General features: G+C 65.4%; 19 protein-coding genes. 9 read left to right on the top strand and 10 right to left on the bottom strand.

What is annotated here, in order from left to right; translation table 11 throughout:
* Window positions 1-220: 220 nt before the first annotated feature.
* Window positions 221-1,051, bottom strand: coding sequence for a helix-turn-helix domain-containing protein (locus tag BHE01S_RS19100; RefSeq protein WP_042266654.1), 831 nt, complete (start codon window positions 1,049-1,051; stop codon window positions 221-223).
* 188 nt (window positions 1,052-1,239) lie between these two features.
* Between BHE01S_RS19100 and BHE01S_RS38450 the strand changes: the two genes are divergently transcribed.
* The 3 genes from BHE01S_RS38450 to BHE01S_RS19090 all read left to right on the top strand — a co-directional run bounded on the left by BHE01S_RS38450 (window position 1,240) and on the right by BHE01S_RS19090 (window position 2,411).
* Window positions 1,240-1,401: a hypothetical protein gene (locus tag BHE01S_RS38450; RefSeq protein ID WP_165822769.1), complete on the top strand. Its 162-nt coding sequence runs from the start codon at window positions 1,240-1,242 to the stop codon at window positions 1,399-1,401.
* Between the two features lie 235 nt (window positions 1,402-1,636).
* On the top strand, window positions 1,637-2,071 hold the full coding sequence (locus BHE01S_RS19095) for a DoxX family protein (RefSeq protein ID WP_042266651.1): 435 nt from the start codon (window positions 1,637-1,639) through the stop codon (window positions 2,069-2,071).
* 70 nt (window positions 2,072-2,141) lie between these two features.
* On the top strand, window positions 2,142-2,411 hold the full coding sequence (locus tag BHE01S_RS19090) for a hypothetical protein (protein WP_042266649.1): 270 nt from the start codon (window positions 2,142-2,144) through the stop codon (window positions 2,409-2,411).
* A 25-nt stretch (window positions 2,412-2,436) separates the two neighbouring features.
* On the opposite strand, the gene BHE01S_RS19085 is transcribed toward BHE01S_RS19090, so the two are convergent.
* From BHE01S_RS19085 to BHE01S_RS19070, 4 genes are all read right to left on the bottom strand, one after another.
* Complete coding sequence (locus BHE01S_RS19085; protein WP_042266646.1) at window positions 2,437-3,915, bottom strand: MFS transporter; 1,479 nt, start codon at window positions 3,913-3,915, stop codon at window positions 2,437-2,439.
* A 126-nt stretch (window positions 3,916-4,041) separates the two neighbouring features.
* Complete coding sequence (locus tag BHE01S_RS19080; protein ID WP_042266645.1) at window positions 4,042-5,343, bottom strand: MFS transporter; 1,302 nt, start codon at window positions 5,341-5,343, stop codon at window positions 4,042-4,044.
* 359 nt (window positions 5,344-5,702) lie between these two features.
* On the bottom strand, window positions 5,703-5,972 hold the full coding sequence (locus BHE01S_RS19075; protein WP_042266747.1) for a hypothetical protein: 270 nt from the start codon (window positions 5,970-5,972) through the stop codon (window positions 5,703-5,705).
* A 213-nt stretch (window positions 5,973-6,185) separates the two neighbouring features.
* Entirely contained in the window at window positions 6,186-6,518 is a 333-nt protein-coding gene (locus tag BHE01S_RS19070; protein WP_042266643.1) for a hypothetical protein, read from the bottom strand.
* A gap of 215 nt (window positions 6,519-6,733) precedes the next feature.
* Between BHE01S_RS19070 and BHE01S_RS19065 the strand changes: the two genes are divergently transcribed.
* Entirely contained in the window at window positions 6,734-9,904 is a 3,171-nt protein-coding gene (locus tag BHE01S_RS19065) for a transglycosylase domain-containing protein (RefSeq protein ID WP_084068991.1), read from the top strand.
* 76 nt (window positions 9,905-9,980) lie between these two features.
* Here BHE01S_RS19065 and BHE01S_RS19060 read toward each other — a convergent pair whose 3' ends face one another.
* The 3 genes from BHE01S_RS19060 to BHE01S_RS19050 form a co-directional block, all read right to left on the bottom strand.
* A complete protein-coding gene (locus BHE01S_RS19060; RefSeq protein WP_042266642.1) occupies window positions 9,981-10,529 on the bottom strand; it encodes a glycine zipper family protein in 549 nt (182 codons plus the stop codon).
* Between the two features lie 25 nt (window positions 10,530-10,554).
* Window positions 10,555-10,944 (bottom strand): hypothetical protein, encoded by a 390-nt coding sequence (locus BHE01S_RS19055; protein ID WP_042266640.1) that lies wholly within the window; start codon window positions 10,942-10,944, stop codon window positions 10,555-10,557.
* A gap of 419 nt (window positions 10,945-11,363) precedes the next feature.
* The gene (locus BHE01S_RS19050) at window positions 11,364-12,089 is read right to left on the bottom strand and encodes a TetR/AcrR family transcriptional regulator (protein WP_042266639.1); all 726 of its coding nucleotides are present in this window, start codon (window positions 12,087-12,089) and stop codon (window positions 11,364-11,366) included.
* Window positions 12,090-12,283: 194 nt separating this feature from the next.
* Between BHE01S_RS19050 and BHE01S_RS19045 the strand changes: the two genes are divergently transcribed.
* Genes BHE01S_RS19045 through BHE01S_RS19030 form a run of 4 tightly spaced genes read left to right on the top strand, consistent with a single transcriptional unit; the run spans window position 12,284 to window position 17,956 of the window.
* The gene (locus BHE01S_RS19045) at window positions 12,284-13,465 is read left to right on the top strand and encodes an isovaleryl-CoA dehydrogenase (RefSeq protein WP_042266638.1); all 1,182 of its coding nucleotides are present in this window, start codon (window positions 12,284-12,286) and stop codon (window positions 13,463-13,465) included.
* Window positions 13,466-13,490: 25 nt separating this feature from the next.
* Complete coding sequence (locus tag BHE01S_RS19040) at window positions 13,491-15,098, top strand: carboxyl transferase domain-containing protein (RefSeq protein ID WP_042266636.1); 1,608 nt, start codon at window positions 13,491-13,493, stop codon at window positions 15,096-15,098.
* A gap of 18 nt (window positions 15,099-15,116) precedes the next feature.
* A complete protein-coding gene (locus BHE01S_RS19035) occupies window positions 15,117-15,905 on the top strand; it encodes an enoyl-CoA hydratase/isomerase family protein (RefSeq protein ID WP_042266635.1) in 789 nt (262 codons plus the stop codon).
* A gap of 41 nt (window positions 15,906-15,946) precedes the next feature.
* The gene (locus BHE01S_RS19030) at window positions 15,947-17,956 is read left to right on the top strand and encodes an acetyl/propionyl/methylcrotonyl-CoA carboxylase subunit alpha (protein ID WP_042266634.1); all 2,010 of its coding nucleotides are present in this window, start codon (window positions 15,947-15,949) and stop codon (window positions 17,954-17,956) included.
* A gap of 24 nt (window positions 17,957-17,980) precedes the next feature.
* On the opposite strand, the gene BHE01S_RS19025 is transcribed toward BHE01S_RS19030, so the two are convergent.
* Entirely contained in the window at window positions 17,981-18,826 is an 846-nt protein-coding gene (locus BHE01S_RS19025; protein ID WP_042266632.1) for a helix-turn-helix domain-containing protein, read from the bottom strand.
* 325 nt (window positions 18,827-19,151) lie between these two features.
* On the opposite strand from BHE01S_RS19025, the gene galU reads away from it, so the two are divergent.
* A complete protein-coding gene (gene galU, locus BHE01S_RS19020) occupies window positions 19,152-20,096 on the top strand; it encodes a UTP--glucose-1-phosphate uridylyltransferase GalU (protein WP_042266744.1) in 945 nt (314 codons plus the stop codon).
* A 175-nt stretch (window positions 20,097-20,271) separates the two neighbouring features.
* Here galU and BHE01S_RS19015 read toward each other — a convergent pair whose 3' ends face one another.
* On the bottom strand, window positions 20,272-21,039 hold the full coding sequence (locus tag BHE01S_RS19015) for a CDP-diacylglycerol diphosphatase (protein WP_245639785.1): 768 nt from the start codon (window positions 21,037-21,039) through the stop codon (window positions 20,272-20,274).
* Window positions 21,040-21,091: the final 52 nt, after the last annotated feature.

Raw genomic sequence — 21,091 nt, 5'->3', positions numbered from 1 at the left:
CTGGTTTTTCCCGATTGCGTCCCCCGGGCCGAAAAAGATTCGCAAATCAGCTGCAAAAAACGCGCGCTTTTTGTAATTTACTGAAATAATTTCCGTCCGGATAATTCGCTGCGCGTCGAATTGCGAGATCGTTGTGTGCGCATGAATCTGGAATGGTTATTTCCGCTCGTTTCACGTGCCCGACATATTGTCAGGCGCACCCGGGCGGTCGCCTTGCGCATCAAGACGCGTGGTCGCGCAATGCCTGAGCGGTCTGCGGATCGGCGGGAAAGAACGCTTCGATTGCTAGTTCGGAAAGCGTGATGTCGACCGGTGTGCCGAACACGGTGGTCGTACTGTAGAACGCCAGTTCGCCAGACACCGTGCGCACGCACAGCGGCACGGCAATGTGATGCGCGATCGGCTCGGCGTTCACGTTCGCCACGCCCGGCGGCGTGGGATATGTCGCGAGTTCCTGGTACAACGCGGCGAGTGCCGGGTCGGCGCTCGCGTCGATCTGACGTTGCAGGCGTGTGAGCAGGTGCGCGCGCCACGCGTGCCAGTTGACGATGCGCGGCGCCATGCCCTCGGGATGCAGCGAAAGCCGCAGCGCATTGACGGGTGCGGCGAGCAGCGCAGGCGAAGCGTCGCCGATGAGCGGCGCGAGCGCGCCGTTCGTGGCGACGATATTCCAGTGGCGGTCCACGGCCACGGCTGGATACGGTTCGTGACCGCGCAGCACGAGATCGACGGCCTCGCGCGCGGCGGCGAGCTGCGGGTCGTCGAGCGCGCGCTCGCGATAGAGCGGCGCATAGCCGGCCGCCACGAGTAGCGCATTGCGTTCCCGCAGCGGCACATCGAGCTGCTCGGCCAGATGCATGACCATCTCGCGGCTCGGCATTGCGCGGCCCGATTCGACGAAGCTCAAATGCCGCGTCGAAATCTCAGCTTCGGTCGCGAGCAGCAACTGGCTCATGCGTCGGCGCATGCGCCAGTCGCGCAGCATTTCGCCGACGCTGCGGCGCCCCGCGCCCGATGGCGCGGCGGGGAGGAGGGAAGCGAGCGTGTTCATGCTGGCGATTCTAGCGAAACGCGTGGGCAAGGCGATTACGTCTGAGGTAAAGAAGCCGCCGGGAACGGATATATGAAAACCTCGGGTTTATCTCCCTGCTGCATTCGTGGACGGCGCTTACCGTACGCCGCGCTATCGCCTAGAATGAAAAGTCTTACGGACTGTGGCGTCGCGCAGAGGAGACCGCCATGAGGGAAACCGTTGCCGCTTATCTGCTCGGACCAGGCGTCATGTTGCTGGTGTGTGCGGCCATGTGGGCCGTGTCGCGCCGCAGCAGGGGCACGCTCGAGGCGCGCCTGACTCGCTGGCTCGACGCGCATCGGCCGCACGGCATGCGTCACAAGCATTGAGCGTGCCAGCGCCGCGCCGGCGTGCGCGTTTGCCTGAGCGCATCGCGAACGGATCGCGACAGGGACCGTCAGATTAATTCAATAGCATTCCGAATCAACTCCCGGGTTAGTTCATTTCGTTTCCGCGCGTGGCGCGCCCGTTGTGCGTGCCGCCTCGTCTGCCACTGTCGCCTCACGTCGAGGGAACTGGGCGTGCGCCTCGCGGTCATTCCGATATTGCATACCGGAGCCCTCCATGACCCGTCCTGCCGATTCCTTCATCATCTTCATCGCCCGCATCGCGCTTGCCATTCTGTTTCTCTGGGGCGGTGCCATGAAGCTGTTGGGATACGCGGGGTTCGTCAGCTACCTGCACTCGAAAGGCGTGCCGTATGCTGCGTATGGCGCGATCGTGGCGACCGCCGTCGAAGTGCTCGGCGGCATTGCGATCGTGCTGGGCGTGCGCACGCGCGCGGTTGCGTTCCTGCTGGCCGTGTACGCTGTCGTTACGGCGATACTCGGCCATGACTTCTGGAACATGACCCAGGCGGCAGCGCAACAGGACGCGGTCATTCATTTCTGGAAGAACGTGGCGATCGCGGGCGGCTTCCTGCTGCTGACCGTGACGGGCGCGGGACGTGCTTCCGTCGATGGTTTGCGTGCGCCGCGCGGCGGCGGCCTGCGAGGCTGACGCCTTCGCGCGGCGCGGCGCGAGTGTCGAATCACAACTACCGGGCAACCGGGCGTAGAGGGAGCAGGCCTTGATACAGAACTTCGACTTCAACGTGGCAGGCAAGACCGGGCAGTTCTGCGCGAGTCTTGCGGAAGACGGCACGCGGCGCGTGTTCATCAGCGACGCGGATTCCGCGAAGACGCTGGTGATCCTCGACGCCTCCGGGCTCATTGGCGCGCTCAAGGCAGAGCTCGAGGAGCCCGACCAGCTGATCGCTCACGCCATCCGCAAGGCGCAGGACGACGGCTTGATCGCCCGCGCAATCGACTCCGGCGCGATCCAGGAGGCGTCGCTGTAGGTCGGCGCGCCAGTTCGCGGTTGCCTCAGCGCGATTCCGGTTCGTTCACGCGCGCCGGCGCGGCGCGGCGCGCGTCCGCATGCGCCGGATCGGTTCTCACGAGCGAGGCGAGCCCGGCCGCCATGAGCAGGAGCGCCGTCGAGACGGCGGTTTCCGCACGCAGGCCGGCGACCACCTGCGCCGCGCCTGCCCCGCCCGCGAGCGCGCCGAACGCCGCCACCCCCACCGCACCGCCCGCCTGACGCGCCGTATTGAGCAGCGCCGAGGCCGTTCCTGCGCGCGCCGGCTCCACGCAGGAGAGCACGGCCGTGGTCATCGCCGGTACGGCCAGACCCATGCCGGACGGAATCAGCAGGAAGGCGAGCAGCACGAAGACGAGCGGCGTCGGGGCGTCCACGCTGATCAGCAAGGCGTAGCCCGCACCCGCGATCAGCGCGCCGATGATCATCGGCCGGCGCGTGCCGTAGTGCGCCACCACATGGCCGCTCACGATGTTCGAGAGCAGGAAGCCGCCGGTGAGCGGGATGAACGCGAGGCCCGCCTGCAACGGCGTTTGGCCCCGTGCATGCTGCAGATAGAGCGCGAGCACGAACACCGTGCCGTAATAGGTGAGATTCACGCAGATGCCGAATAGCACCGCCGCGCTGAACGTGCGGTTACGCAGCATGGCGAGCGGCAGCATGGGGTCGCGCGCGCGCGCTTCGAACGAGACGAATGCAAGACCCGCCACGAACGCGAGCGCAAAGCCGCCCGCCACGGCCCAGTGCGTGAAGCCGAACGGCCGCCATTCGATCACGGCACCCGTAAAGGCCGTGAGCGCCACGATGGCGAGCAGCTGGCCGCGCACGTCGAGGCTGCGCGCGGAGGGCGCGCCGGGGGCGCTGGAATCGTGCGCATGGCGGCGCGGCGCGGGAATCCAGGCGAGCGCGGCCCAGAAGCCTGCCGCGCATAGCGGCAGGTTCACGAGGAAAATGCTGCGCCAGCCGAACGCTGCGATCAGCAGACCGCCCGCCACGGGGCCGGCGGCGATCGAGATGGCGCCGGCGGCGGTCCAGAAACCCACCGCGCGGGCCCTGAGCGCCCGGTCGTGGCGGCACGCTTCGTTGAGCAGCGCGAGCGAATTGGGCAGCATGGCCGCCGCGCCCGCGCCCTGCAGCGCGCGGGCGGCGATCAGCATGACCGGGTGGGACGCGAGCCCGCAGGCCAGCGAGGCGAGGGCGAACAGCACGAGCCCGGCGGCGTATAGGCGGCGCGCCCCGTAGCGCTCGCCGAGCACGCCGCCCGAGAGCATCAGCACGGCGAAGGCGAGCGTATAGGCGTCGACGATCCATTGCAGGCCCGCGACGTTCGCATGGAGATCGGTTGCGATGCGCGCGAGCGCGATATTGACGATGGTGACATCGAGCTGCGTGACGACGAATCCGACGCTGACGGTCGCGACGATACGCGTGAGCGCGAGCGTGAAATGGGCGTGGGGGACGGGGGTGGGGTGTGAGGTATTCATGCGCCCATGGTAGGGCGCTCGCCGGCTTCGACGTTTCAGTGCGAGGTGAATCGTCGAAGCCGGCGGCAAATGGTGCCGGACCGCTGGCGGCCATTCCGTGCGCAGTGAGCGCGCACTGCGTCGCGCTTACGGCTCCCGATGCGCGTCCTTGAAGAACAGCGTCGTGATCGCACCGAGCACGCAAATCGCGGCCACATAGTAAGTGGGCGCGAGCGGCGCGGACTTCATCAGCAGCGCGACGACGATCGGCGTGAGGCCGCCGAACACGGCGTACGCCACGTTGTACGAGAACGAGATGCCCGAGAAGCGCACCACGGGCGGGAACGCATTCACCATCACATAGGGCACCGCGCCGATCGTGCCGACCAGCAGCCCGCAGAGCGCATAAAGCGGCATGAGCATCGAGCGGTCCACGGCGATCTGGCGGAACAGCGTGTAGTACGAGATCGCGAGGGCGATGCCGCCAATGGCCAGCACGCGGCGCGCGCCGAAGCGGTCCGCGAGCGCGCCCGCGCTCACGCAGCCGACCGTGAGGAAGAGCGTCGCGACGCAGTTCGCGAGGAGCGAGGTGGTGGCGTCGAGATGGAATTGCTTCTGCAGCAGCGGCGGCGTCATCAGGATCACGACGACGATGGCGGCCGAAAGCATCCACGTGAGCAGCATCGAGACGATCACCGCGCGGCCGTGATCACGCAGCACGGCCTTGAGCGGAATTTCGCCGGCGAGCGACTTGCGCGCCTTCATCTCCGCGAACACGGGCGTTTCATGCAGCCACTGGCGCAGATACACCGAGAACATGCCGAACAGCCCGCCAATCAGGAACGGAATACGCCAGGCATAGGCGGCGATGTCGCCCGGGGCGTAGTGATGATTGACGGCCGCGGCGATCAGCGAGCCGAGCAGGATGCCGAACGTGAGGCCCGCCGTGAGCGTGCCGCATGCATAGCCGATGTGGCGGCGCGGCACGTGCTCGGAGACGAACACCCACGCGCCCGGCACCTCGCCGCCCACGGCCGCGCCTTGCAGCACGCGCAGCGCGAGCAGCAGCACGGGAGCGAGCACGCCGATCGAAGCAAAGGTGGGCAGGCAGCCCATGGCGAGCGTGGGCAACGCCATCAGCAGCACGGAGAGCGTGAACATGCGCTTGCGGCCGAGCAGGTCGCCGAAGTGCGCCATGACGATGCCGCCGAGCGGCCGCGCGAGGTAGCCCGCCGCGAAGATGCCGAAAGTCTGCAACTGGCGCAGCCAGTCGGGAATCGTTGCAGGGAAGAACAACTGGCCGATAGCCGGCGCGAAGAACACGAAGATGATGAAGTCGTAGAACTCGAGGGCGCCGCCGAGTGCGGCGAGCCCGAGCGTCTTGTAGTCGCTGCGGGTGAGCGCGCGCGCAGCGGCAGGCGTGCGCACGCCAATTTCTGTTGCTTGCATTTCCGAAAAACCAGGGTGTTGTTATGTACGACGTTGTATGTGGCGCGTGTGGACGCCGTGATGGCCGAATTTGCCTGGTGCGCGCGTGGCGCGGGGCGGCGGTCGTCGAATGGGCGGGCGCAAGGGTGGGGCACGGCAACGGCGCGTCCGCGCGGGTGGGCGGACGTGCGACGACTTCAGGCCAGAGCGCGATTCTACAGGAAGCCTGCAAGCCGCCAGACGCGCGGCCCGTCAGGACGCGCACGCGCCGCTGCGGGCAGACGGCGAAGCGCGCTCATTCTGTAGTTCGATAAAAAGAGACGGCGGCACGCATGGCGTGCCGCCGTCTCGTTTGTCTGGTGCAGCGGTGCGCGGCAACCTCAGCGTGCGAGGCCGAGTCCTTGCAGTACGGCGTTGCCTTCACTCGTGAGGCGGATGCGCGCGTCACCGGCGTCGTCCTGCACCTGCTCGACGAGGCCGGCTTCCTGGAGCATCGGAATTTCCGGTTTGGCGTGCGCATCGATCGGCGCATGCAGCAGCAACAGGAGCGTCGCCAGCTCGTGATGGCTCAGCAACCGGCGCAACAAGGTGCGGCGGACGGGCTTCGCGCCGGACGTTGTCTCGCTGTCGGCCTGACTTGTCGCCTGGATTTGCGGGTCTTGCTGTTTCACGGAACCTCCTGCAGCGTTCGTTTCTTCTAGGTGAAGCGATGATGCGGACGAAGACTTAAGCGATTCTTAAAACGCCCGGCGAAAATGTGTCAGCGCGCTACACCGCGCGCATCCCTGCAAGAAAGCTGTAATAGAAGGGCAGGAAGGGCAGCCCCGGCAAAAACGGCCCGTCAAATGTGGCCCGTCAAATGTTCAAGGCGCGCAGATTTTGCTCGCACCCTCGATCCACAGGTTCGAGGCGTGGCGTTTGCCGGCGTAATAGCGGTAGGTCGTCGCGCCGTTGTCGGTGCGGATCTTGATGACGTTCGAGTCGCCGAACTCCAGCATCTGGCCTTGCGGCAGCGGCGAGGTGGTAAAGCTGGCGCCGTGACGCGAGGCTTCCACGGTCAGGCACGAGATCACGTCCTGGACCGACCGGTTGGTTGTGGAATCGATGACCGGCTGGCCAGCGTCCGGGTTGCTCTGAAACCACGCGCACGCGCCGAGCGTGAGCGAAAGGGCAAGGGGCACGGCAAGCTTCTTCATATTTCCAGGTTTCCAACGAAATGGCCAATCATTATATCGGGAGCATGTCGCGTGCCACGACGCTGCCGCAAAACTGTCACGCGCCCGGCATCGGTGTTGCGGCAGTGCGACGTGCGTGCGAAGCCCTACATACTGGCGCGCAAGAACCTACGGAGCGAGATAGACTACTTAAGGGGTGCCGTCTGGAAATCTGACGTGACGTCAGGAGAATACGCATGAACCGCCCATCGGTACGCTTTCCTGTTCGCGCCGCTGGCGCTGGCTCACTCCTCAGGTGGGTCAAGTGGGGATTCGTCGTCGCGTTTCTGGCCGCCCTCGTCATCATCGCGCGCATTGTTCAGATCGAAATCGACACGTCGCGCCTGCAGGCGCGCTACCTCTCCGAACTCACGCGCGACATAGGCTTTACGGTCGAGAACGGGCCGAGCCACAGCATCCGCTTTCCCACCACAAACGGGCCGTACGACGTGCGGCTCGGTTATGCGCAACTGCCCACCTTCGAGAACCGGCTTGCCGAACGCGGTTTCGCGATCGCCGCGCAGGCGCGCGATTCGGATCGCATGATCGCCGTGGCCGACGAGGGGCTTTTCCTCCCGTTCGAAGAAAAGGATCAGGCCGGGATCGTATTGCGCGACGCGTCGGGGGCGACGCTCTTTCATACGCGTTATCCGCAGCGCGCCTACGAGAATTTCGACGCGGTGCCGGCCGTGGTGCGCGACTCGCTGCTTTTCATCGAAGACAAAAACCTGCTGGCCCAGGATCAGCCGAACCGCAACCCCGCCATCGACTGGGGGCGCTTTAGCCGCGCGCTCGTCGACCAGGGGGCGCGTCTCGTGAACCGGCATCAGCAAACGCCGGGCGGCAGCACGCTCGCCACGCAGATCGAGAAGTTCCGGCACTCGGCTGGCGGCCGCACCTCCACGCCGCCGGAGAAGCTGCGCCAGATCGCGTCCGCTTCGCTGCGCGCCTATCTGGACGGCCCGCAGACCATGCCCGCGCGCCAGCAGATTCTCGTGCACTACCTGAATTCGGTGCCGCTTTCCGCCAAGCCGGGCGTGGGCGAAGTCAACGGTCTGGGCGACGGCCTCGCCGCCTGGTATGGGCGCGACTTCCGCGACGTCAATCGCATCCTGCGCGCGCCGCTTACGCCCGAGATGCTCGATGCGCAGGCGCTGGCGTTTCGCCAGGTGCTCTCGCTGCTGATCGCCCAGCGCGCGCCTTCGTACTTCCTGCAAAAGAACAACGAGGCGCTCGCGAAGCTGACCGACAGCTATATCCGCCTGCTCGGCGCCGGCGGCGTGATTACGCCGGCGCTGCGCGACGCCGCGCTCGCCACGCCGCTCACGCTCGACCGCTCGAAGCCATCGCAGCGCGTGCCGGTTTCATTCGTGGAACGCAAGGCGGTGCTGACGCTGCGCACCCAGCTCATGCAGGCGCTGGGGCTGAAGACGCTTTACGACCTCGACCGCCTCGATCTCACGGCCACGGCCACGCTCGTCGACAGCGTGCAGCAGGCCGTAAGCGACCGCCTCGCCGACGCCGCCACGAAGGACGGCGCGCGCCAGGCAGGTCTCGTGGGCTTCGAGATGCTGCGCCCCTCCGACGATCCGTCGAAGATCGCGTATAGCTTCACGCTGTTCGAGCGCAGCAGCGGCGAGAACCTCGTGCGCGTGCAAACGGACAGCGTGAACCAGCCGTTCGACATCAACTCGGGTGCGCGCCTGAATCTGGGGTCGACGGCGAAGCTGCGCACGCTCGTGACCTACCTGCAGATCGTAAGCGCGCTGCACGCGCGCTACGCGGCCGACGACGCGAAGTCGTTGCGCGCGATGCTGCCGCAAGTCGATCCGAGCGACGCGCTCACGCGCTGGGCGATCGACTATCTTTCGAAGACATCCGACCGCTCGCTGCATTCCATGCTGGAAGCGGCCGTCGAGCGCAAGTACTCGGCCAACCCGGGCGAAACGTTCTACACCGGCGGCGGCGCGCAGAGCTTCAACAATTTCGAGTCGAGCGACAACGCGCAGATTCTCACCGTGCACCGCGCGTTCCAGCATTCGGTGAATCTGGTATTCGTGCGGCTGATGCGCGACATCGTCCACTACGAGATGATTCAGACTTCGGGGCCGCCCGCGCAGTGGCTCGACGATCCTGTCACGCGCACGCGTTTTCTCACGCAGTTTGCCGATGGTGAGAGTCAGGTCTACATGAAGCGCTTCTACACGCGCTACGCGGGCAAGAGCAACGACGAAGCGCTGGCGATCCTGCTGCAGCACACGCGCAAGGGTCCGGCGCGCATTGCTACCGTGCTGCGCAGCGTGAAACCCGACGGCAAACTGCCGTGGTTCGATGCCCAGATGCGCGCGCAACTCAAGAACACGAAGTTCCAGTGGCTCGACGACGAAGACCTCGCGCACTACTACGACAAGTACGCCATCGACAAATTCAATCTCAACGACCGCGGCTACATTGCGGGCATTCATCCGCTCGAACTGTGGCTGCTCAATTACTTGCGCGCGCACCCGGATGCGACGCTCGCGCAGGTTCAGCAGGAGAGCCGCGACACGCGCCTTTACACCTACAGCTGGCTCTTCAAGACGAAGTATCACGCTACGCAGAACCGGCGCATTCGCCACATGATCGAACTGCGCGCGTACGACGCGATCGGCAAGTCATGGCGCGCGGTCGGTTATCCGTTCGACAACATCACGCCTTCTTATGGCGCGGCGATCGGTGCGTCGGGGGACCGGCCCGCTGCGCTCGCGCAGCTCATCGGCCTGATTTCGAGCAACGGCGAAAAGCTGCCGACGCACAGCTTCGAGTCGCTCGACTTCGCGCGCGGCACGCCGTACGAGACGCATTTCGTTCATGCGTCCACGCCGCCGCAGGCATTGATTTCGCCCGAAATTTCGCAAGTGGTGCGCGAGCTGCTGACGTCGGTGGTGGAGGGCGGTACGGCCAAGCGCCTCGCCGACGGCATGACGCTCCCCGACGGCAAGACGCTGCCCGTGTACGGCAAGACCGGCACCGGCGACCAGCGCTTCAACGTGTACGCCCCGGGCGCGCGGCTCATCGAATCGCGCAAGGTGAACCGCAGCGCGACCTTCGTGTTCGTGATCGGCAACCGCTTCTACGGCACGCTTACGGCATGGGTGCATGAACCCTATGCGGCGCGCTATACGTTCACGAGTGCGCTCTCCGTGCAACTGCTGAAGTCGCTCGCGCCGGTGTTGCAGCCGCTGCTCGAATCCAGGTCCGCGACGGAGCGCGACGCGAAACCCGATCCTGTCCACGCCGCGCAGCAAATGACGCTCATCGACCCGCAGTCCGGCGAGATGCGCCGGGTAGTGTGGAACGGCAAGGCGCTCGAATTCGACGAGCACTGATCCGGGTTATTCGGAATCCAAAGCAAAACGCGGGGCTGGCGCAGATGCGCCAGCCCCGCGTTCATTTTATATGCGGTCAATATCCGCTGGGCGGCGGAGGCGGCGACCCTGGCGGGGGCGGTGGCAAATAGCGCGGCTGCGGCGCTGTCTGGAACTGCTGCTGGGGCGCCTGGAACGGCTGGGGCTGCGACATCGTCATGTTGCCGGGCGCCGGTATGCGGTTGCCGGTGGCGTACATGCATTGCAGATAAGCGTAGTCGTAACGGCGCTGCACGTCCCACGCGGAACCCTGTGCGTTGCCCATGCCGACCGCACTGCCTGCGAGCAGCCCGGCGCCCGCGCCGATGGCCGCGCCCTGGCCGCCGCCAAATGCGGCGCCCGCGGCCGCGCCGAGCGCCGTGCCGACCACGGCGCTGCCTACGCCTGTGCCGGTGGCGGCCTGGTTCGCGGTGACGCCGCCAACCTGCTGGAAGGCGAACTGGCGGCAGTTCGCGTCGTCGGCGCGGAACTGATCGAAGGTCTTGCCCGTGCCGGGCAGCGCCATCACGCTCGGCCCCGTGGGCGTCACGGCGCATGCGCTCAGCAGCCCCGCCGTGGCGAATAGCGCGAGATACGTGTATTTCATGTGCGGCTCGATATTTTCAAGGTGTTCAGTTCGAAGGCGCCGGCTGGGCGGGAACCGCGCGCCAGCCCGACGAACATTGCTTTACGTAGGGATAGTAGGTTTTCGACTCGTCGCAGTAATACCAGGTGTCGGCGTTTGACTGCTGGTCGCCCGCCGCATCGCCCGGCGCGGCCGGCCCCTGCTGCGGGTCCATGGCGGGGGCGCCAGCCTGCCCCTGCTCGATGTAGTCGGGCGCCTGCGGCGGCGGCGCGACGATGACGGGCGGCGGCGCGTAGTAGTAAGGCACGGGCGCGACCGGGTAGTAATACGGCACGCCGCCGCCGAAATACACGCCGACACGCGCCGCCTGCGCGGCGCCGCACACACCGATAAGCGCGGCCGCGGCGGCCCCGAGAAACAGTTTCGACCTTCTCACACACGATCTCCAGAAACGGGCAGGCCGGAGCAGCGGCGCGCGCCAGCCAGTTATCGAACGCTATGACAATGCCGGAACCAATGCAATTACGCGAGTTGCACCGATTTTTCGAGTTGTTACAGGAGGCGCCGGGCTGGCTGGGCGCAAAGGGCGCCCGAAGGGCGTACGGCGCGCAACGGCGCGCTTCGCGATCCATATTTCACAGAAATGCGGGCCATGAGGCGCGAGCGGGCGTCGCCCGCTTGTAATAATTGGATAGATGTTGGCCTTTCGCCAGATCGACAGGAGGCATGCGGCAAGCATCGCCGGATGTTTTGCAATCCTGATTATGTGCGTAGCGAAGCTTGCCGCCAGTTCTGGGAGCGGCTTGGCCGCGGCGAGTTCGGCCGGGGCGAATGCCGGCGTCTCGGGCGCGCCGGCTAGCGTGCGGCGCGGGCGTGCTCGAGCCGGCGCACGGCTTCGCCCACGTCCTGGCTGAACTGTGCGAGCGCGGCCAGTTCGAGGTTGGGCGGCTGCAGCGCAGACCAGAGCGCGTCCACGAGGCGCTCGGCCGTGGCGTCGATGTCCGTGCGACGGTTGGCGAGCGTCGCGTCCCACAGCACGTGCTCCATCGGGCCGAATACCAGCGAACGCAGTAGCCGCAGCGGCAGGTCGTTGCGGATCTGTCCGCTTTCCTGGCCGCGCGCGAGCACGCGCATGAGCGGCGCCGTATAGCGGCGCTGCATTTCCGTGAGCGCTTCGCTCAGATCGTGGTGCCGCGTGCGGCCTTCCGAGAGCACCAGCTCGCAGATGCCGGTGCCGCTCTCCAGCATCAACTGCAGATGCATGCGCACGATGAATGCGAACTGCTGGCGCACGGTGCCCTCGCGCGGCAGGCCACCTTCGATCGCGGCGATCGATTCGTCATACCAGTCGCCGATCACGCGCGCGCACAACTCCCGTTTGCCCCGAAAGTAGCTGAATACCGTCGCCTCGGACACGCCGAGGCGCTGGGCGATCTCGGCCGTGGTGGCGCGTGCGTACCCTTTTTCCGAGAACACCTCGCGTCCCGCCTGCAGGATCTCGCGCACGCGCTGCTGCGATTTGCGGCCCGCCGGCTGGCGGCGCGACGCGGGCAGGACGGCTTTCCGGGCAACGGCTTCCATTTTGAGCTTGATTCAATTTGCGTCAAAGTGAAATTCATTATCCACGAAAGAAACGCGGCTGGACAAGGATATTTCATCTATACAGAGACTTGAGCATCACTCAGAAATACCTATTGACGTTAACGTAAATCTGGCGTGAAATGTGCGTCCATGGGGCGAAGCTACGCCCGGTTCGAGATTCCCTGGAGACACACATGAGCAACGTACCCGGTTTGCAGTTCCCGCTTGGCGAAGAAGTCGAAATGCTGCGCGACAGCATCGCTGGCTTCGCGGCGAAGGAAATCGCGCCGCGCGCGGGCGAAATCGACCGTACCGACCAGTTCCCGATGGACCTCTGGCGCAAGTTCGGCGACCTTGGCGTGCTCGGCATGACGGTCTCGGAGGAATACGGCGGGGCGAACATGGGCTACACGGCGCACATGGTCGCGATGGAGGAAATCTCGCGCGCGTCCGCATCGGTGGGCCTTTCGTACGGCGCGCATTCGAACCTGTGCGTGAACCAGATCCACCGCAACGGCAGCGAGGGGCAAAAGCGCAAATATCTGCCGAAGCTCGTTTCCGGCGAACACGTCGGCGCGCTCGCCATGAGCGAGCCCAACGCGGGCTCGGACGTCGTGAGCATGAAGCTGCGTGCCGAAAAGAAGGGCGACCGCTACGTACTCAACGGCACGAAGATGTGGATCACCAACGGCCCGGATTGCGACACACTGGTCGTCTACGCGAAAACCGACCCTGAAGCGGGTTCGCGCGGCATTACGGCGTTCATCGTCGAGAAGGGCATGAAGGGCTTTTCGGTGGCGCAGAAGCTCGACAAGCTCGGCATGCGTGGTTCGCACACGGGCGAGCTGGTGTTCCAGGACGTGGAAGTGCCCGAAGAGAACATCCTCGGCCAGCTCAACGGCGGCGTGAAAGTGCTGATGAGCGGTCTCGACTACGAGCGCGCCGTGCTCGCGGGCGGGCCCACCGGCATCATGGCCGCGGTCATGGACGCGGTTGTGCCGTACATCCACGACCGCAAGCAGTTCGGTCAGGCGATCGGCGAATTCCAGCTCATTCAGGGCAAGGTCGCGGACCTCTATACGACCTACCAGGCGTGCCGAGCCTATCTCTATGCGGTGGGCCGCCAACTCGATACGCTCGGCAAGGACCACGTGCGCCAGGTGCGCAAGGACTGCGCGGGCGTGATTCTCTACACGGCGGAAAAGGCGACATGGATGGCCGGCGAAGCGATCCAGATCCTCGGCGGGAACGGCTATATCAACGAATATCCGGTCGGGCGTCTCTGGCGCGACGCGAAGCTCTACGAAATCGGTGCGGGCACGAGCGAGATTCGCCGCATGTTGATCGGCCGCGAGCTGTTCGCGGAAACGATGTAATCCTGAGCCATTCACGGAGGATCGGATGCCGGTCATCGAATCGAAGCTCAATCCGCGTTCGGAAGACTTCAAGGCCAATAGCGCGGCACTCGAAGCGCTCGTCGCGGACCTGCGCGGGAAGGTCCAGAAGCTAACGCTTGGCGGCGGCGCGGCCGCGCGCGACAAGCACCTCTCGCGCGGCAAGCTGCTGCCGCGCGATCGCATCGCGCAACTGCTCGATCCGGGCACGCCGTTTCTGGAGCTCTCGCAGCTCGCGGCCTATGGCATGTACAACGACGACGCGCCGGGCGCGGGCATCATCACGGGCATTGGCCGCATTGCGGGGCAAGAATGCGTGATCGTGTGCAACGACGCCACGGTGAAGGGCGGCACGTACTATCCGGTCACGGTGAAGAAGCACGTGCGCGCGCAGGAAATCGCCGAGGAAAACAACCTGCCGTGCGTGTATCTCGTCGATTCGGGCGGTGCGAACCTGCCGAACCAGGACGAGGTGTTTCCGGACCGCGATCACTTCGGCCGCATCTTTTACAACCAGGCGAATCTCTCTGCGCAGGGCATTCCGCAGATCGCGGTGGTGATGGGCTCGTGCACGGCGGGCGGCGCGTACGTCCCGGCCATGAGCGACGAGTCGATCATCGTGAAGAACCAGGGCACGATTTTCCTCGGCGGGCCGCCGCTCGTGAAAGCGGCGACGGGCGAGGAAGTGAGCGCCGAGGACCTGGGCGGCGGCGACGTCCACACGCGCCTTTCCGGCGTCGTCGACCATCTCGCGCAGAACGATGCGCACGCGCTGGCCATTGCGCGTTCGATCGTCGGCAATCTGAACCGCACGAAAACGCCGCCCGTGGCGCTGCGCGAGCCGCTGCCGCCGCGTTTCGACGCGAAAAGCCTTTACGGCGTGATTCCCGTGGATACACGCAAGCCCTTCGATGTGCGCGAGGTGATCGCCCGCATCGTGGACGACTCGGCGTTCGACGAATTCAAGGCGCGCTACGGCACCACGCTCGTGACCGGCTTCGCGCACATCTGGGGCCACCCGGTCGGCATCGTCGCGAACAACGGCATTCTGTTTTCCGAATCGGCGCTCAAGGGCGCGCACTTCATCGAGCTGTGCTGCCAGCGCAAGATTCCGCTGGTGTTCCTGCAGAACATCACGGGCTTCATGGTGGGCCGCAAGTACGAGAACGAGGGCATCGCGCGCAATGGCGCGAAGATGGTAACGGCAGTGGCCACGGCAAAAGTGCCGAAATTCACGGTCATCATTGGCGGCTCGTTCGGCGCGGGCAATTACGGCATGTGCGGCCGAGCCTATTCGCCGCGCTTCCTGTGGATGTGGCCGAACGCGCGCATTTCGGTGATGGGCGGCGAGCAGGCCGCCTCCGTGCTCGCCACGGTGCGCCGCGACGGCATCGAAGCGAAGGGCGGCACGTGGAGCGCCGAAGAAGAAAACGCGTTCAAGCAGCCGATTCGCGATCAATACGAGCTGCAGGGCCATCCGTATTACGCGAGCGCCCGCCTGTGGGACGATGGCGTGATCGATCCGGCGCAAACGCGCGACGTGCTCGGCCTGGGCCTTTCCGCCGCGATGAACGCGCCGATCGAAGAGACGCGCTTCGGCGTGTTCCGCATGTGATGCATTGAGGACCGGACAATGCAATACGAAACGCTCGCCGTAGAAGTCGTCGGACACGTGGCCACTGTTACGCTCAATCGCCCTGAAGTGCGTAACGCGTTCAACGAAGCGATGATCGCGGATGTTACGGCCGCGTTCGCCGCACTGGGCGCGCGCGACGACGTGCGCGCGATCGTGCTCGCCGGGAACGGCAAGGCCTTTTGTGCAGGCGCGGACCTGAACTGGATGCGCAAGATGGCCGGCTACTCCGACGAGGAGAATCGCGCGGACGCCATGCGTCTCGCGCAGATGCTCTCGGCTGTCTATCGCTGCCCGAAGCCGGTCGTCGCGCGTGTGCATGGCGACGCCTACGCGGGCGGCATAGGTCTCGTGTGTGCGGCGGACATCGTGGTGGCCGTGGAAACCGCGCACTTCTGCCTTTCCGAAGCGCGACTCGGTCTCATGCCCGCCACGATCGCGCCTTACGTGATCCGCGCGCTGGGCGAGCAGGCTTCGCGCCGCTACTTCGTCACGGCCGAAGCGTTCGACTGCGCCACCGCGCAGCGGCTTGGCCTCGTGAGCGAAGCCGTGAGTGCCGAAGCGCTCGACGCCACCGTGCAACGCATCACGGAAACGCTCTGTGCGAACAGCCCGAATGCCGTGCGCGAGTGCAAGCAGCTCGTGCAGGACATCGCGGGCCAGACGATCGACAATGCCTTGATCGAAGATACCGCCGTTCGCATCGCGCGCATTCGCGCGAGCGAGGAGGGGCGCGACGGCGTGTCGTCGTTCCTCGAAAAGCGCACGCCGCGCTGGCGCGATCAATAGATCAATAAGGCAAGAAGCAGGAAACGAAGCGAGGACAGCACATGTTCAACAAGATCCTGATCGCCAACCGCGGCGAAATTGCATGCCGGGTTGCGGCCACCTGCAGGCGGCTCGGCGTGAAGAGCGTGGCCGTGTACTCGGACGCCGACGCGAACGCCAAGCACGTCGCGGCCTGCGACGAAGCCGTGCATATCGGTGAAGCGGCGGCGGCGCAGAGCTATTTGCGCTATGAGCGCATCATCGAAGCCGCGCGCGCCACGAGGGCACAGGCTATCCACCCAGGCTACGGTTTTCTTTCGGAGAACGAAGACTTTGCCCGCGCGTGCGAAGCGGCCGGCATCGTCTTCATCGGGCCGCCGGTCGAGGCGATCGCCGCCATGGGCTCGAAAGCGGCCGCGAAGGCGCTGATGCATGCGGCGGCCGTGCCGCTCGTGCCGGGTTACCACGGCGACGACCAGGACCCCGGGTTCCTGCAGCGCGAAGCCGATGCAATGGGCTACCCCGTGCTGCTCAAGGCGAGCGCGGGCGGCGGCGGCAAGGGCATGCGCGTGGTCGAGCGCAGCGCCGACTTTGCAGCGGCGCTCGCTTCGTGCAAGCGCGAGGCGGCGAGCAGCTTCGGCAACGACCGCGTGCTGATCGAGAAGTACCTCACGCGGCCGCGTCACGTCGAAGTCCAGGTGTTCGCCGACAAACATGGCGGCGCGGTCTACCTGTTCGACCGCGACTGCTCGGTGCAGCGCCGTCATCAGAAAGTGCTCGAAGAAGCGCCCGCGCCGGGCCTCGAAGACGAGGTGCGCCGCGCGATGGGCGAGGCGGCCGTGGCCGCGGCGCGCGCGGTGCATTACGAGGGCGCGGGCACCGTCGAATTCATCATGACGGGCGCCGACTTCTACTTCATGGAGATGAACACGCGTTTGCAGGTCGAGCACCCCGTAACGGAGATGGTCACGGGTCTCGATCTCGTTGAATGGCAGCTGCGCGTGGCGGCGGGCGAGCCGCTGCCGCTCGGGCAGGCGCAGCTTTCGATCACGGGCCATGCACTCGAGGCGCGCATTTACGCGGAAAATCCGGCGCGCGGCTTTCTGCCCTCCACGGGCACGCTCAAGCACTTGCGCATGCCCCAGGGCGTCGAGTTCCGTCTCGGCGATGCGGACCGGCGCGCGAGCGTGCGCATCGACAGCGGCGTGCGCGAAGGCGACACCATTACGCCGTTCTACGATCCGATGATCGCGAAGCTGATCGTGCACGGCGCCACGCGCGAGGACGCGCTTGCGCGTATGAAGCGTGCGCTCGAAGCGTGCGAGGTGGTGGGGCCGCATACGAACGTCGAATTTCTGCAGCGGCTCGTGACCTGTGAGCCATTCGCAGGCGCCGATCTCGACACGGGCCTGATCGAGCGTAACCATGATGCGTTGTTCACGCCGCAGCACAAGCCGGTTCGCGAAGCGCTCGCGCTCGCGTGTGCGGCGCTGCTCGGCCGTGAGGGCGGCGCGGCGCATGGTGCGTCGCCGTGGCATGCGCTTTCGCATTGGCGCCTGAATAGCGGCTTCGCACAGTCGCTCTCCTGGCGCGATGTGGAAAGCGATACGGCGTTCACGGTGGCGCATACGCATGACGGTGGTGAGGAAACCCTCGCCTATGCGGGGCATGTGGGGCGGTACACGTGGTGGCGCGGCGAGGGCGCGGACGAATACGGCGCGACCCTTGGCGAGACGCGCGTGACGGGCCGCGTATTCATCGACGGCGACGTGTTTCATGTGTTCTGCCTCGGCACGGCGATGGCGTTCGAGTGGCAGAACCTGCTCGCGCATGCGGCCGACGCAGAGCACGGGGAGGGCCGCCTGACAGCGCCCATGCCAGGCAAGGTGATCGCGGTGCTGGTCGAGCCGGGCGCCGTGGTTGAGAAGGGCGCGCCGCTCATTGTCATGGAGGCGATGAAGATGGAGCACACGATCGGCGCGCCTGCGGCGGGTAAGGTCACCGAAGTCTTGTATGGCGTAGGCGACCAGGTCGCCGACGGCGCGCAATTGCTCGTGCTCGAAGCGGCTTGAATCGCGCTTGCGGTTGGGAACCGCTCAGCGTTCCTTCGCGTGCGCCGCGAGCAGTTCCCGATGCCGCGCTTCGGTGGCGTCGTCGGCGGGGAACATGCATTCGAGGCGCAATTCCTGTGCGGCAATGTTTTGCGGTGTTCCCACGCTCGTCACCATCGAGAAATAGCGAAGCACTGTGCCGTCGTCGATGAAACTCAGTGGAATGACCGGCATGGTGGGCGTCCCGGCCGAACCGTGGTGCGCTTTCCAGTCGCCCGGCACGCCGGGGTACGCGAGCAATTCGTCGAGCAGCGCGCGTGTTTCGTCGTCGATTACGCGGCCGACCGCTTCGCGATACACGCGCTGCAGAAGGCTTCGCGAAACGTTCTCCCAGTCCGCGAGGAACGGGCGCATGCCCTGAGGATCGAACATCAAACGCAGCAGGTTGCGCGGGCCGGTGCGTGCGGCATTGTCGATAAAGTGGCCGAAGAAGCGCGGCGCGGCGTCATTGGTCATCAGCACGTTCCAGTGCCGGTCCATCACGATGGCCGGAAACGGATCGTGCTGGCGAATGACCCGTTCGAGCGCCCGCACGACATGCTGCATTTCCTGCGCGTTCCAGGGCGCTTCCGAATAGACGGGCGCGTAGCCGGCGGCGAGCAGCAGGGCGTTGCGCTCGCGCAGGGGCACGTCCAGCGTCTGTGCAAGGGTCAGCAGCGTGTCGCGGCCCGGCACGCTGCGTCCGCTTTCAATGAAGCTGATTTGCCGCTGGGAAATCCCGGCGTCCAGCGACAGATCGAGCTGACTCACGCCGCGCGCATCGCGCCAGTAGCGCAGCAAGGTGCCAAGTTCGTTTTGCGGCGCGTGTGGGTCGGGGCGCATAAGGCTCATCGGTTCTTCCAGGTCGGTGCGGACTCGATCGTATCTCGAGGATAGGCGCCCATGCGCGGCTCGCCAATTACATGCCATGTAATCGCGCCGCGCCGCGGGGAATGGCATGCCTTGCGTATGCCGCATGTGGCCCGCCTTCACTCGCGCGCACTTCGCGCAAAAACAGTGCGATGATTGAGTGTGGCTTTTTGGCGGACCTTTCCGGCCGAATACCGGAAACATGTCGCCGAACTGATTCGCCACATGGAGAGATCCGGGGTCGGATGCAGATCCCGCACCCTTCGCCATGGCCGTACTGCCTCTCTACCAGACAGGTGAGGTCATCATGCTTGGTGTTCGTAAAGCTGTGTTCCCGGTGGCGGGAATCGATACAAGCTTTCTGCCGGCAACGAAGGCGAGCCCAAAGGAAATGCTGCCGGTCATCGACAAACCGCTCATTCAATATGCCGTTGAAGAAGCCATTGGCGCAGGGATTACCGAACTGATCTTCGTGACGGGCCGCGGAAAGCGCGTCATCGAAGATCATTTCGACAAGTCCTACGAGGTCGAACACGTGCTGAGGGCGCGCGGCAGGCAGAATCTCGTCGAGCTCGTGCGGAACATCAAGCCGGCCAATGTCGAGTGCGTCTATGTCCGGCAGGCCGAACCGCTCGGCCTCGGGCATGCCGTGCTTTGCGCGGAAAAGCTGATTGGCGACGAACCGTTTGCGGTCGTGCTCGCGGACGATCTGCTCGACGGCAAGCCTTCGGTTCTCGCACAAATGGTCCATATATTCAGCCATTACGATTCCTCGGTTCTCGCCGTGGAAGAATTCGAATCGTGCGAGTCGACGAGTCATGGCGTGATCGACGGCCGGCATTGGGACGAGCGCGTGATCAGTGTGAGCCGCATCATTGAAAAGCCTACGCCCGAACTGGCGCCGTCCAGCTTCGGCGTGGCCGGCCGTTACGTGCTCATGCCGAGCATCTTCGAGCATTTGCGTGCGCTGAAACCCGGTGCGAACGGCGAGATCGAGCTCACGCCCGCCATTCATTCCATGCGCGAAGAGGAGCAGGTGCTGGCCTACGAATTCGTTGGCAAGCGCTACGACTGCGGCACCAAGCTCGGCTATGTTCAGGCGACGGTCGACTTCGCCCTGCGGCATGCGGAATTGCAGAAGACCTTCGATGCGTGGCTGCGCGAGCGCATCGGCGCGGCCCAACCGGACGCGTGGGCAACGGGTCCGATGCTGAATCAACCGGCTTCGGGCGTGGCGGGGCTCGCACATTGAAGACATGCCATTTGCATAGCAGAATTGAACGATACTCCGCGTGCAGCCTCGACAACATGAAATCGTTTTGACTGGGCGGGATCTGACGTGCAACCCGGCTTTCCTGTCACCCAAGGCTGATACGCCGTAGCCGGTGAGCGCGGCGGCGCGCTTGCGCGTCGCCCGCGACTGCGCGTTACTGCGAAGCGCTCTTCGTCTGCGCGAGGCTGCACGAATGGTCGAGCAGGCCTTCCGCAGTGCCGGTCCCGCCGTCGACATCGAGCCCGCTGTTGACGACGAGCCAGCCATCGCGCCTGGCATCGGGGCCTGCGCCCGTCACGAGTATCGTCTGCACGGCCATGGTCTGTTTCGGGCCGAGATCGCGCTCGACCACGCGAAACGGATTATGGCTGTCCGAGAGGCTCGTCACGCGCGTGACGCGGTAGCGCGAGCCGTCGAGCGTAGTCCAGCGCCACGTGCCCGGCGCGATGTCGCCATACGGCGCGAGCGCTTTCGTGATGTCGGTGCGCATGCAATCGACGTGGATATGCAGTTGATTCTGCGTGCGGCGTTCGGAGGAATTGATCTCGAGGCCAAGCTGATTGCCGGCGAGCGGCATGCCGAGCTTCGCCTCCACGAAGCGTCCCGCGCCCCAGGCGCCTACCCAGTATTCGGGCGCGCCGCCATAGAGAATCTCGGGGCTCTCGATGCCGGCCACGCGGTCGGTGGGAATCATGAGGTACTGCGCGCGCCCTGCGATGTCCTTGAGCACGGCATAGCGCTTCTGGAAGTCGACGGTGGTGCAGGGGCCGGGCTGGCCCTTGTCGCGCATGTTCGGCACGCACTGCCCGCCGACGACTTTCCAGAGACCGCTGGAGTCGACCGCGGAGAGGCGCACACAGGCGCCGGTGGCGGCGAGCGCAACGACTGCCGCGGCGACTGCGGCAAGCCGGGACATCCGCATGAAAGGGGCAAGGCGCAAGGATCGCATCGGCTCGAAGTGTCTGGGTTCATTC

Origin of the sequence: Paraburkholderia heleia NBRC 101817, assembly GCF_000739775.1 — a bacterium.
GTDB lineage: Bacteria > Pseudomonadota > Gammaproteobacteria > Burkholderiales > Burkholderiaceae > Paraburkholderia > Paraburkholderia heleia.
Note: the sequence above shows the minus strand (reverse complement) of the source record. Positions and strands in the feature narration are given on the sequence as shown.